At 41.0% G+C, this 12,967-nt stretch carries 13 protein-coding genes; 4 read left to right on the forward strand and 9 right to left on the reverse strand.

Translation table 11 applies throughout. From position 1 onward, the window contains the following. The first annotated feature begins 150 nt into the window (after window positions 1-150). Together NST74_RS19515 and NST74_RS19520 are read left to right on the forward strand one after the other, a co-directional pair. On the forward strand, window positions 151-888 hold the full coding sequence (locus tag NST74_RS19515; protein WP_341113957.1) for a LytR/AlgR family response regulator transcription factor: 738 nt from the start codon (window positions 151-153) through the stop codon (window positions 886-888). Then, window positions 881-2,188, forward strand: coding sequence for an ATP-binding protein (locus NST74_RS19520; protein WP_341113958.1), 1,308 nt, complete (start codon window positions 881-883; stop codon window positions 2,186-2,188). The genes NST74_RS19515 and NST74_RS19520 overlap by 8 nt, the downstream gene beginning before the upstream one ends. Before the next feature lie 77 nt (window positions 2,189-2,265). Here the strand turns inward: NST74_RS19520 and NST74_RS19525 are convergent, their stop codons facing one another. From NST74_RS19525 to NST74_RS19535, 3 genes are all read right to left on the reverse strand, one after another. Continuing rightward, a complete protein-coding gene (locus NST74_RS19525; protein ID WP_341113960.1) occupies window positions 2,266-4,374 on the reverse strand; it encodes a DUF5054 domain-containing protein in 2,109 nt (702 codons plus the stop codon). Window positions 4,375-4,589: 215 nt separating this feature from the next. After that, window positions 4,590-5,735 carry a GntR family transcriptional regulator gene (locus tag NST74_RS19530; RefSeq protein ID WP_341113961.1) on the reverse strand — a complete coding sequence of 382 codons (1,146 nt, stop codon included), beginning with the start codon at window positions 5,733-5,735 and terminating at the stop codon, window positions 4,590-4,592. A gap of 23 nt (window positions 5,736-5,758) precedes the next feature. Further along, a complete protein-coding gene (locus tag NST74_RS19535; protein WP_341113963.1) occupies window positions 5,759-6,304 on the reverse strand; it encodes an HAD family hydrolase in 546 nt (181 codons plus the stop codon). Window positions 6,305-6,438: 134 nt separating this feature from the next. Here NST74_RS19535 and NST74_RS19540 point away from each other — a divergent pair, with 134 nt between their 5' ends. After that, on the forward strand, window positions 6,439-6,648 hold the full coding sequence (locus NST74_RS19540; RefSeq protein WP_339287359.1) for a hypothetical protein: 210 nt from the start codon (window positions 6,439-6,441) through the stop codon (window positions 6,646-6,648). A gap of 18 nt (window positions 6,649-6,666) precedes the next feature. On the opposite strand, the gene NST74_RS19545 is transcribed toward NST74_RS19540, so the two are convergent. The 5 genes from NST74_RS19545 to NST74_RS19565 all read right to left on the reverse strand — a co-directional run bounded on the left by NST74_RS19545 (window position 6,667) and on the right by NST74_RS19565 (window position 11,434). Next, the gene (locus NST74_RS19545; RefSeq protein ID WP_341113964.1) at window positions 6,667-7,152 is read right to left on the reverse strand and encodes a DinB family protein; all 486 of its coding nucleotides are present in this window, start codon (window positions 7,150-7,152) and stop codon (window positions 6,667-6,669) included. Window positions 7,153-7,196: 44 nt separating this feature from the next. Continuing rightward, the gene (locus NST74_RS19550; protein ID WP_341113965.1) at window positions 7,197-8,288 is read right to left on the reverse strand and encodes an LCP family protein; all 1,092 of its coding nucleotides are present in this window, start codon (window positions 8,286-8,288) and stop codon (window positions 7,197-7,199) included. A gap of 201 nt (window positions 8,289-8,489) precedes the next feature. Next, the gene (locus NST74_RS19555; protein WP_042129374.1) at window positions 8,490-8,717 is read right to left on the reverse strand and encodes a helix-turn-helix domain-containing protein; all 228 of its coding nucleotides are present in this window, start codon (window positions 8,715-8,717) and stop codon (window positions 8,490-8,492) included. Between the two features lie 121 nt (window positions 8,718-8,838). Then, entirely contained in the window at window positions 8,839-9,039 is a 201-nt protein-coding gene (locus NST74_RS19560) for a cold-shock protein (protein ID WP_036685790.1), read from the reverse strand. Window positions 9,040-9,325: 286 nt separating this feature from the next. Then, complete coding sequence (locus tag NST74_RS19565; RefSeq protein WP_341113967.1) at window positions 9,326-11,434, reverse strand: methyl-accepting chemotaxis protein; 2,109 nt, start codon at window positions 11,432-11,434, stop codon at window positions 9,326-9,328. Between the two features lie 182 nt (window positions 11,435-11,616). Here NST74_RS19565 and NST74_RS19570 point away from each other — a divergent pair, with 182 nt between their 5' ends. Next, window positions 11,617-12,021 (forward strand): CBS domain-containing protein, encoded by a 405-nt coding sequence (locus NST74_RS19570; RefSeq protein WP_042129376.1) that lies wholly within the window; start codon window positions 11,617-11,619, stop codon window positions 12,019-12,021. A gap of 78 nt (window positions 12,022-12,099) precedes the next feature. Here the strand turns inward: NST74_RS19570 and map are convergent, their stop codons facing one another. Further along, window positions 12,100-12,846 carry a type I methionyl aminopeptidase gene (gene map / locus NST74_RS19575; RefSeq protein ID WP_042129378.1) on the reverse strand — a complete coding sequence of 249 codons (747 nt, stop codon included), beginning with the start codon at window positions 12,844-12,846 and terminating at the stop codon, window positions 12,100-12,102. Between the last annotated feature and the right edge of the window lie 121 nt (window positions 12,847-12,967).

The following is a 12,967-nucleotide window of genomic DNA, read 5'->3' on the forward strand; positions in this document are numbered from 1 at the left end:
AGCACGTTTACTAGAATTAATAATTAGGATCGTAAAAAACACTGAAATAAATGTAACTTTCAACACTTCCAAGTGATTCCTAAAAGGATAACAGTTGATTCTAATCCCATATAATGTATTATTGCTTTATGTACAGGAGGGGAAAATCGCATGATATATATTGCCATTTGTGATGATGATTTCAAGACAACAGAATGTATTGAGAGATTGATCATTAACCATCCAGTTTATCGATCTGAAAACATAGAGGTATCCATATTCTATTCTGGTGAAAGCTTCACGAAAGCCATTCAGCCTGGCTGTCCATTTGATCTTGTTTTTATGGACATAGAAATGAAAGGAATAAGCGGAATAACAGCAGGCCATGTGCTACGGGGGGATTGTGATAACGATAGGGTTCGGCTGATTTATGTTTCGAGCCACGAAGAGTATCATGTTCAGCTATTTGATGTTCAGCCTTCGGGATTTATAAAGAAACCTATACATAACGAATCTTTTGAAAAAAAACTATTCTCCATGATTCAGCAAATAAAGGTTAAGCGTCAACAAAACCAACCAAAATTACTGCCTGTACACCAATGTGGAACTAAAATACTTATTCCAATCCGTAATATTATGTACTTGGCAAGTGACCGTCGAAAAATTATTCTGCAAACAACGGAAGATCAAACGGAATATTACAGTACTCTATCAATAGAAGAAGAAAAGCTCCCTTCGAAGCAGTTTGTGCGGATTCATCAATCCTATCTTGTGAATTTCGATTACATCAAACAAATTCAGGGAAAAAGAATTGTGTTAACAAGCGGGGAAGAACTTCCTATCAGTGATGAGCAAAGCATTGTAGTGAAAAAGAGTTATTTGCAATTCAGGGGGAGTCTACTTGAATAATATTGTTCTGGATGAGTTGTTCTACGCTTTTACGCTAACTGCTCTCCCATTTATCATCCATTATTTCTATACTCATTGTTTCTCACGACTTTGGGAATCCCAAATGATCCTTTATTCCGTTTACACTGCCTATTATATTTTCGTACTCCTACTGCATTATAGTCCACTCCCCGGATTATGGATGCTTGGGCTCAATATAGCGGGGGTCGTACTTTTGTCCTTTTTGTACAAGGGGACAATACAATGGCGTTTTGGCGCCGCTTTATTCATCGTCGCACTCATTATGCTATCAGAAGCAGCTACTGCCCCTGTTTATACGACCAGCGGATACATCTTTACCTTGTTTTTGTCTAAGCTTCTGATGTTTTTACTGGTGAAGATCACACTTCGTTTCACTAAGGCTTTTGGCGAGGGGAATTTAGGGAGCTGGTATTGGATCGGGCTGTTCTGTTTTCCATTTCTCAGCATTTTCAGTATTGCAAAATTATCGGGCGAGCTATCCTTACGGGAATATCCGATCTTGTATCCGATTTTGTCCGGTGGAATGCTGTTGATCAACTTCCTGATCATTCTTTTATGCGATCGTGTACTAACCATACATTCGGCACAGAATAAAAACCACTTGCTGGAACAACAAAACACCTACTATATGAACCAGTATCTGCACACACAAGAAAGGCAGCAAGAAGTCTTTACGCTTCAACATGATTTCAGGAATATCTTGCTGGGCCTGAGGTCACAATTACAAGCCGGGGAAAAAGAAGCTGGACTGAACGATGTGGATAAGCTGCTTGGAGTACTCGAACTCTCATCAGGGGGTTGTAATACCGGCTCTATCCTTATCGACTCCATCATTAATGACAAGCAGAAATTCGCTAAAAGGCTGGGGATTTCCTTTCAAACAGACATTAAGATTCCACCTCAGCTTAACCTGGATACTTATGCATTTAGCATTATTCTAGGGAACATTCTCGATAATGCCATCGAAGCGTGCAGACATCCAGCTGTGACTCAGCCCTATATTAATTTCCAACTGCATTATCATAAGGGTACGTTATTTATTAGAATACAGAATCCATATCAACATTCAATACGTACCAATCATTTCGGAGAACTAGCCACAACAAAACGAGACAAGCATTTTCATGGTATCGGTCTGCAAAGCGTAAAAAAGGCGGTTGAGGAAACCGGCGGAATATGGGATATCACCTATGAAAACCATATTTTCCAAGTGGAAATTTGTCTCTTTAACATTGAGATCTTATCAGTTGCAGAAAGTGAGCAAAAATGCACCTCATAGAAAGACATCGGACCCAGAGGGTTTTCCAATGTTTATTCTAAGGGATGCATTTCAGTCACAAGTATACTTCTATTATTTTACTTACGGTTCGATTGCAAATTTAGACGAAAACGAAATACTGCATCTTCACCGTACCACATAGGGAATTTCGTGCCCCAGATATTGTTGTGCAAATTAAAATGCCATCCTTTATCTAAGGAGACAAAAGAATTATCGAATTGCAGCAGTCTTTTTTGACCCGGTGCAGCCAAAGCCGCATCCTTGGTTTCGATAAAGGCGCTCCCATCTGCACCCTGATAACTAACGCCACGTCCAATGGCATGAAGATTACGATTCCCGTCCTTCACTACACGCAAAGGTGAGACTGGCAAGCCCATCTTCTCCATCATCCAAAGATTAGGATTATCGACATTCAATGCACATCCGAACCAACTTGCTTCCGGAAGACGGTTGGCATCTTTCCCAAACCATTGCAGTGATACGTCAACCATACCTTCATGCTCAAAATCATACATTATTTCGAGTTCCTTCGGAGCGCCATACCCTTCATGCGCTTGTGTTGGCATGCGTAAACGAAGCAGGAATTGGTTACTGTTTATTCGCTTCATATCAGTCACGAAGGGCTCATAAAGTTGATGACTAGGCAATGGTCGAACGAATTCAAATCCAGGCTTGTTAAAGTCAGCATCGGACCATTGGTGGGTCAAGCCTAAATTTTGCATATAGGTGCGGAAGTATCTGGCGTAGTCCTCCGTTCCAAATGTCTCATAGGTATAAACGCCGAAGGGATGGCTTTCATCAATCCATACTTTTCCATTGGCATCCGATAAATGAATAAGTGCGCCGTTCACACCAAAGGACAATTTATAACCTTCAACCGCATATACTTCTTGGACACCAGCCTGCTTAGCATCAGCGGATAAATCTCTCCTAGCAGGTTCTAATCTACCGAATGCTTCCTTTGCCTCCGCTTGTTTATCTTCATTCAGGCATGCGACGGCCTGATCCAGATAGCCCCGTTGCTCAGCCCAAGAACGTTCGATCATCGAATATGTTCGGACGCTCTGCTCAGATGCAAATAAGCCACTAGAATGCTTATCGAATTCATCCATAGCAAAGGCACCTATATAATTGAATTTCGCCGGGATCTCATCTACATCAATTACGTCTTTGATTCTAGCCGCATTAAAATCTGTTTTCGCATAGTTCCGAAAGTCAGGAAGCCACTTCTTTACGTCTAATCCCCATGTATGCTCTACTACCAACAACATAGCATCGCTCATCCCTTTATAGGCATCACTATGCTCGTCTAAGCTTCCTTCGGACAGCCATTTACTTCTTAAACGCTGAAGCTCCCGAAGCTTGGCAAGCTTTCGCGGATCCGTACCTGCACCATGAATCCAAGTATCACCGATTTCTTCACATACTACCGGAAGTTGTTCGCGAACCTTCAAAAGACTTCTCGCGAATGCATCCAGTGAAGATGCTATAATCTCAGCGTCAGGGTATCGTTCTTGGATTTCACGGAATTGCTCCTCGATTTCCTCAGCGCTTGGCGGACCACAATTGTCACCCGTATGCGCAAATAGCAATATATCGTCGATCCCTTCGACCTCTACCGGCTCACCGTAGCTTCCGGCATAGTTCACAATCAGTTCACTGCCATCCTCCGCCTGCCATCGAAACAGCTTGGGTACATCAGGACGCATAGAAGCTGGATTTACTCCGAGATGCATATACTGAATACCTGCTTTGTACATGTATGGAACCATGGATAGTGTGTGACCAGGCACATCTGTCATTTTGGCGGCTATCGTTTGTTTTCCAAAATGTTGGTCAAGCGCTTGGCTAATCGATAGTCCATATCGGAAAAGCTCCATATCCATCAGTTCAGTATGGGTTGTGAACGGTAATCCATGCCACACAATATGTCCCTTACGGATCGCCTGCTCCATCGCTTCTTTTTCCGAAGCAGGTGCATGATCTAAATAATAACGAATCAGCCAGGAGCCGGTTGTCCATACAAATTGTGTGCGGCCCCCTTCAGCTACAAGTATATCAGCCAAAGCAATCGCTTTCGGTATATATTCCTCCATGTATTGTCTTAACACATGCGCAGCCATATTCGTGAATCCGATATCCAAATGTGTTTTAAATACAACATGGACCTTCTTAGTGTTATTCATTTTCCCACCCTGCCTCCGTTAGGTTATCGCTTATTGAAAACTGAAATTCGGAATAATCTATTTTCAGACTAATATATGTCACTGATCTATACAATCGAACAAGCTAGAATTATATGATAATTTCATTGAATAATATCTATATCACTGATATAAAAAAGCTCTTTCCTCCACCGAAATAGTGGAGGAAAGAGCTTCAATGGTAATTAACACCTAAATCAATCAACGCCGTAGGCTCGAACGGAGCTCCGCTCGACGATGGTGGTATCGATTTTAATCGTTAGTGCACCTTCACGTGAATTCTGCATTCGTTTAACAACTCGTTGTACAGCAGCTTGTCCGAGTTTCTCTGTCGCTTGTCTCGCGGTAGTTAATGGAACCGGCAGCAAGCTCGCCAATTGAATATCTGTGAATCCCATGATGGATAATTGATCCGGAACCCATAATTGCATGGAAATAGCCGTGTACAAGCACGATGTAGCGATATAGTCGTCTGCGCATACCACTGCCGATAGCATCGAATTTTTACCTAAGAACGACGCTAACTGCACATTTGGTGTATTCAACTGATGCATATACTCTTCTAAGCAATTCAAATATAAACTACGGCTGTTTACCGGCAGATCATGATCCAGCATCGCTTGAAGATAACCTCTATACCGATCTTCTCTACTCGTCACACCGTCAAATGGCATTGAAATATATCCGATTTCCTGATGACCTTTTTCAATCAAATACTGGGTGGTCTTATAAGCCCCATGGTAATGATCATGGTAAACACAATCAAGCTGCACCTCTCGAAAGATACGATCGATAATCACTAGAGGGTAGTTAAGTAGACTAAGCTCTAACACTTTCTCACTGCACTGCGCACTCCCACGCGGATAAAAAATAATACCCTCTACTTGATCATCGTACAGTTCTTGCAAGCATATACTTTCGTCTTCCTTATCCGCAGTCATTCGAATGAGTAAATGACAATCCGCTTCACGCGCTTCTTTTTCAACGGAAGCAATGATTCTCCCGATATAATCGTCTATGTTAGGAATTACCAATGCAATCCTTCGCATCGGTTTCTTCTCCTCGATTGCCTTTAGCACCAGTTCCTCAGAATGTGCTTGATAATCAGCAGATACGAATGTGCCACGACGGGCATGGCGATAAACGATCCCTTTTTTCTCCAAGATCTGCAGAGCTAGCTTCGCCGTCATGCGGCTGACCCCGTACAACTTGGCAATCTCCCCTTCAGATGGGACGAGATCATGTGGCTGAAGCTTTCTCTTCCGGATTTCTTCCATCACATGATTTGCAGTCTGTATATACAATAGCGGTTTCCGCTCTTTTTGATGATCCTGATTGTCCATTCGAGCCTTCACCCTTTACGCTTCTATGCCGTTATTACTGTATGTAGTTCCTCATTGAGCTTGTCGATTAGCTCTATCAATTCAATCGGCTCACTGATCGTATAGTCTGGTTGTTCGGATTCATCGGCAGGGGTGTGTGGATAACGCGTCGTCCAGCTTTGAAAAATACTCGTAATGCCGAGCGCATTCGCCCCCTTCATATCACGACTTAAGTTATTTCCTACCATGACAGTGCGTGAAAAGTCTGCTTCAGATAAATCAAGAGCGCCGATAGCGGCTTTGAACATTCGAGAGCTAGGCTTAACCGCCTTAATATTCTCTGAGATAATCATGGCCGTAAAATATTCATGAAGCCCATGCTGAGTAAATACGTTCTTGAATGATTGCGTGTCCCCGTCAGCGACCAACGCCAATGTATAGCCCTTCTCATGCAAAGATCTGATCATGACATCCGCACCTGGAATAAGATCCGCTGTAAGCACGATTCCGTCCTCGTCTCTAATCTCCGTGGATTCATCCACGATCGTATCTCCACTATCCAAAAAAACAATGATTTTCTTCTGCTCCATCCCTCACATCACATCTCCATCCCCAAATATTCACATTGCAAATCCCGCTCTAAATTTTTCGAATGGGACATCTTGTTCTCAAAATAGAATGAACAGTGGATTTATAAGCTGCATTATCAATAGGAGGTCACCACTTGAGAAACAAGCAATCTGTTATAATCGTAACGATTCCATTATCTGATATCAAGAAATATATCATTTTTGATTTTGTCGCCGGATCGGTCTTTTACTTTGCGATTAAATTCCCTTTCCATTCTTTCATAGCCGCATACGCTGGCAGCATGTTCGGCCCAATGCTCATTCGCCAATCCATGAAAATCGTTCGAAACCGTGCTAAAGCTTAAGCCATGTATGACAAGCGTTTAACCTTGCTGTATGTATTTAAGAAATTGTTCAATCTGTTTTTTATGATGCTTATCGTGTGGAATAAAACTTCTTAAATACTTACGAACACTGAATTTTTTCCGGTCTCCATCCTTATATTCCATATCGCATTCTTCATCAGTTAATCCTGATACTGCATCTATAATCCTAGTTCTGTAGAGCAGAAATTGTTCAATCAATGTTTGTTTAGATAACATTTTGGCATACTCCATAGCGTTAGCATTAAACTCGTTAAAATCCAGATGTTTCGTTGTTAACGGTTCCTTCAAAAGAATCTTCTTTATAGCACCTTCATAGAAATACTTATCCCAAAGCATAAGATGACATAAAATATCCTTTACGGTCCATTTCCCAGTCGCTATAGGCATATTCCAATGTTTATCTGGCACCTCTTCTAAAGATTCTACGAATGGAATAAGGGATTTAAATTCGAATAGCATCTGCTCTTTTGTTCTTACTGCCATAGAAGCTAACCTCCATGTGAATATAAAATAGTCTGACAAAAAGATTATGCAGCTTCATCCTTTGAAGCAGTTATGAGATCAGCCTCAGTAGATTCTGGATTCAGCCAAATCTCGATCATCTCATGGGTACGCTTTACATCATTTTCATCGAGTATATAATACCATTGATCCGTATGTTTTCCTTCCCCTTGCAGCATATGACTCGTTATTTCAGGGGTTCCACCTTCTAGAATTACCTTCTTAGCCAAATCCAGAATAAAATCTGACTTCATATTGGTTTTAAAGTTACTGCCAGCAATTTCGATAATGTTCTGGATATTAAGAATATTATCGATTCTCTTCATCCGATCAAGCGCAGCTTTTAGGAAAATCCGTTGTCGCTCTGTTCGCTTAAAGTCAGAGTCTTCTCGATATCTTACATACATTAAAGCTTCCTTACCGGAATAGATCGGTTTGTTCGGCTCAATTCTTAATTTCTCATGATCAGGGCTCTTATTCTCGATCACCTTAGTGATTGGAAGCACCACGCCCCCTAACGCATCCGTCACGCCAACAAGCCCGTTAAAATTAATAGTAGCATAATAATCAATTGGCGCATTCAACAGATTCTTAACAGTATCTACACTCATCTGAGGACCACCGTAGGAATGTGCCGCATTGATCTTGGTTTCTTTTCTTGCACCTTTGATATTTTCCGCTCCAATTATTTCTGCATATGAATCACGGGGAATAGAGACGAGCAGTGCTTTATGGTCCTCAGGTCGAATGACAGTATAAATAATGGAGTCAGAAAGTCCATTCTCTTTACCACGCTGATCGGTGCCTAGCAGCAGGATAGAAAAAGGACGATTTTTATTTTCTGTCATTGCCTGAATTCCATCGTCTTCTGTTTCTTTTAACGGTACATAAGATCCATCAAGAGTGTGCTCTATAGTTGGTGCTACAACATTATCAAACCCAAAAATCATTAATTCTTTTCGGAAAATAAAAGCTCCCAACCCAACAATAAGTACGATCGCAAGCGAAGAATACCATATCTTCATTTTCTTGCTGATTTTATTCTTCTTTACCTTCTTTTTCTCGATTCTACTTAAAGCATATGAAGCAGGTGGAGGCGTACTCTGATTATTTTTCATTGGATGAATTACCCTTTCTGTACATGCGACTTCTCACCATTAATGAACATCACTTTTTATTTTTGCCTACCCTCCATTACCTAAATATCCCATTATTATAGACGATCATTGGATCGATAAGTTTCTTTTTATAAGAAATTTCTTAGACAAAAAAAAGACCTCATCCTAGCAAGGATGGGTCTACCATGTTTATTGAGGTCATTAGATTTTGTTCAGAATCGTATCGATTTCACTTTTCAGTAAAAGATACCTGACAACACTTCTCATGATCGGAACTTTAGTTAACTTATGCTGATCTACATAGCTTTTCATTTGATCTTTAGACAGACCGAGCAAGTTACCTGCTTCAGACACCGTCAATACTTCCTTGTTACTTGTAGCGTTAAAGGTCTTCTTCACTTTTAAATTCCAGTCTTCAAACACTTGCATTTACATCCGCCACCTTTCTACTAAGCGAGAAATATAAGACATAAAGTATTGTGTGAAACTTATAATTTCTTATATATAAAAAAATCCCCAAACTATAAGTTTGGGGATTTTTCTCACAACTTTAGAGTTTTACAACATTCTCAGCTTGTTGACCACGATTGCCTTGAACTACGTTAAATTCTACACGTTGTCCTTCATCCAAAGATTTGAATCCGTCGCCAGTGATTGCGCTGAAATGTACGAATACGTCTTCTCCGCCTTCAACCTCGATAAAACCAAAGCCTTTGTCTGCGTTAAACCATTTCACTGTTCCTGTTTGCATAATATAATTACCACCTTTTTTTAATTTACATGTTATTCTTATCCCAAAAAAATCTCTTACAAAATCTCTAAAAAAATAAAAATTCACATATGGTACAAGGTTATTGTCATCTAAAGAATAACCCTCTACGCTATGTGAATTCGCTAGGTAACTGCTTTCGATAAATTGATTATAGCACATCTGAAGTCATGTAGATACACTTTTGTATGATGTAATAAATGGAAGAACCCTGTTCCTTTAGAAAAGGACAGGGTTTCCCGATTGTAATCACGACATCACATGCATTCTAAATTTTAAAATAAGACAATTTGTCCAGCAAATCTTGCACCATCGAGCTAAGGGATTCCGTCGAAGCAGAGATCTCTTCCATAGAAGCAAGCTGCTCCTCAGAGGCTGCGGCTACACTTTGTGAATCCGCGGACGCTTCTGAGGCAAGTTCGGCTAATACTTTGACACTAGCTGAAATTTGCTCTGTACCAGCGGTCATCTGCTGTGCGGCTGCAGATACCTCCTGAATTTGATCTGTAACCTGTGTCATTTCAGCAAGAATCGATGTAAACAAAAGATCACTATCAGACACACTCTGCACACCAATACGTACTTGCTCATTACCAACGGCCATAGCCTGTGAGGCTTGATTTGTATCTTTGACCACATGTTCGACTAATTCAGTAACTTGCTCGGCAGCTTGTTTCGTCTGATCCGCCAACATCCGTATTTCCGATGCCACTACAGCAAATCCACGACCATGCTCACCCACTCTGGAGGCTTCAATCGCTGCGTTTAATGCCAATAGATTAGTTTGTTTACTAATGCTCGAGATCAAACCAATAATCCCGCTAATCTGGACAGATCTTTCACCTAATCGTTCGATCGCCAGACTGGTCTCGTCAACAGATTGCTTGAGCTCTGTCATCTGGCTCACCGCCAGTTGCAGCTGCGCACTGCCTCTCTGCGTTTGATCGGTTACTTCATCTGCTGAAGCAGACACCGCTGATGAAGAGTCAGCAATACGTTGCACTCCAACGCTAAGATCGCTCATGGCCAGAGAAGATTCTCCCGAATAATCATTCTGTAACTGTGCTCCCTCGGCTACTCGCCCAATAGACACAGCGATCTGTTCAGCAGCTTTCCCTGTCTGTTCAGCGTTAGCTGTTAATTCTTCGGAAGTAGCTCCCACTGACATCGATAAATCAGCCACAAGTCCAAACATTTCTCGAAGCTTATGTGTCATCTGATTAAAGTGTGTGGACATCTTACCGAATTCATCATTATTTCGAATCTGCAAGGTTTGTGTTAAATCGCCTTGAGCCATAAGCTGCAATTTCTCAGATAACACTCGAAGTGGCTTGATCACCATAAACCATAATTGAACGACTATAACTATTCCTAGAATCGACATCCCAACAAGCATGATAATAAAAGATTCTGTTTTAGCTTGTTCGTAGTCCGCCATGATTGTAGTTTTAGGAATCGCTGTCTGCGTATACCATACCTGATCACTTTCCGGCATAGGAATCGGAACAAAAATTCGGAGTACATTTTCTCCTTTGGAATTATGGGTGTACCCCTGAACCGTCTCTCCATTCTTCACTTGTTTCCAGAGTGCCGCTTTCTGCTCCGTATCACCAAAATCTTTAAGTACACTTTCTGGATCATTAGGATTAGCTGCATATTTACCGTTACCCGTGATTAGAGAAACGTATCCTCCCATAGGTTTATATTTAACAGCATCCTCCTGGAGCTTTGATAATGATACATCAAATCCTACCGTCCCAAGAAAAGTACCCGATTTGTCTAAAATGGGCAGCATTACCGAAATCATCTCTATGGCCCCACCGCTCGTCTCATAGGAATAGGGTTCAATGTAGACCGGTCTTTTCTCTTTTTTAGGTAAAAGGTAATAATCACCCGCCCCTTCTACATCGTAATTCTTTAAGGCTTCAACCGTTATTGAACCTTGATTTCTAAGAACATAAGGAATAAAACGCCCCGAAGCATCATCATATGGCGTCTTATTGATATTAGCCTGATCGTTTTGATCGAAGGCATTGGGTTCCCACAGTGTACTAATTGCAAAAAGCTCAGGTCTATTCTCAAGCATCGATTTCATTGTAGAAACAACTTCTTCACGACTCAAGCTTTGACCTTCTCTTGATTCAACCAGTACTTCTGTGAATACCTTGGCTGCCGACTCTATGTCTATCAGAGTATTCTGAATAGTTTCCGCATAACTTCGCCCAGCAACTTCCGCCTCTAGTTCACCGTTCGATATGCTCACACTTCGCAAATTCAGCAAATTTGCAACCAAACTAAAGAAAAAGATCACGATGATAACTAAACTTACTACCAGAACAAATTTAACCGTTAAAGAAAGCCTTCGATATAATGCCATCTAAACAACTCCACTCTAGGATAATATACCTTATCTTTAATCGACAAAATGCGACTAACCCTAAATAGGTCTTATTTCCTATAATTTTAGTGATAAAAATTTAGAATGCATATCTTTTCAAAAAGTATGTTTAAATAAAAGGAGCTTAACTAAAAAATCTCAATACAAAGGAGTTCATGCCGATGGAAATATCCTCTTTTTTGTTGCCTAAAGATCAAGTTGCCTATATCACTAATTCAATATCCATGCTGGAAGCCTTAGAACAATTAGAGCAGCACCATTATACGGCTATCCCTATTATTGATAATGAAGGAAAATATGTAGGAACACTTTCGGAAGGTGATCTATTGTGGAAGTTGAAAAACACAGCCGGTCTAACCTTTGACAATATAGGGGAAGTTCCAGTAAGCACAATCCAGAAGCATGTCCATAACGAAAGCGTCCTCATTCATGCCGAAATGGAGGATATGCTAACGCTCGCTGCAGATCAGAATTTCGTCCCTGTTATTGATAATGAGGGCGTGTTTATCGGAATTATTCGTCGAAAAGATATCATTGAATATTATACTCGTAACATTACAGATTAATTGAACAACAACAAAAAGACCTGATCAGTAGCATCCTGTGAAGATGGGGGACTAATCAGGTCTTTTTTTAACTCAAAATTATAATTCAGTCAGGATAATGGTCCCTTGTGGGGTGATAGCTAACGTATGTTCATATTGTGCTGACAGACCGCCGTCGATGGTACGCGCAGTCCAACCATCCGCATCAATCTTTGTTCTGTAGCTGCCTGTGTTCAGCATCGGTTCAATGGTAAATACCATCCCCTCTTTAAGTCGAGGCCCTCTGCCAGCCGGACCATAGTGTGGTACCTCTGGAGCTTCATGCATTTCTGAACCAATTCCGTGGCCAATAAAATCACGCACAACAGAAAAACCGTTAGACTCTGCGTAAACTTGAATAGCATGAGCGACATCCCCGATCCGGTTGCCTGCAACTGCCTGCTCGATACCGCGGAATAAAGATTCTTTTGTGGTGTCTAATAATTTCGTCGCCTGTTCACTGATATTGCCAATCCCGTACGACCAAGCGGAATCTGCCAACCAGCCATCTAAATTCACTACCATGTCTATTGTTACTATATCCCCATCTTTAAGCGGCTCTTTTTTCGGAAATCCGTGGCAGATTACATCATTTACAGATGCACAGGTTGCATATGGATAACCGTTATATCCCTTTTGCTCAGGAGTCGCTCCTTGAGACAATATAAATTTTTCAGCAAATTCATCAATCTCCCAGGTAGTAATTCCAGGCTGTAAGATTTGCGCAATTTGACGATGACATTCAGCCAGAATTTTTCCCGCCGCACGCATTTTTTCGATTTCTTCCATCGTTTTCATGATAATCATAATATCGCCTCTTCTGTACAGAACACATCACTCTCGGGCAATGGCTCTTCTTTTGTATTTAGTTTCCCCTTTATATTATGAAAGAAAAACACGAGAAATCCAAATCATTATGCAAAAAAAA

This window comes from Paenibacillus sp. FSL F4-0125 (assembly GCF_038008565.1).
GTDB lineage: Bacteria > Bacillota > Bacilli > Paenibacillales > Paenibacillaceae > Paenibacillus_AQ.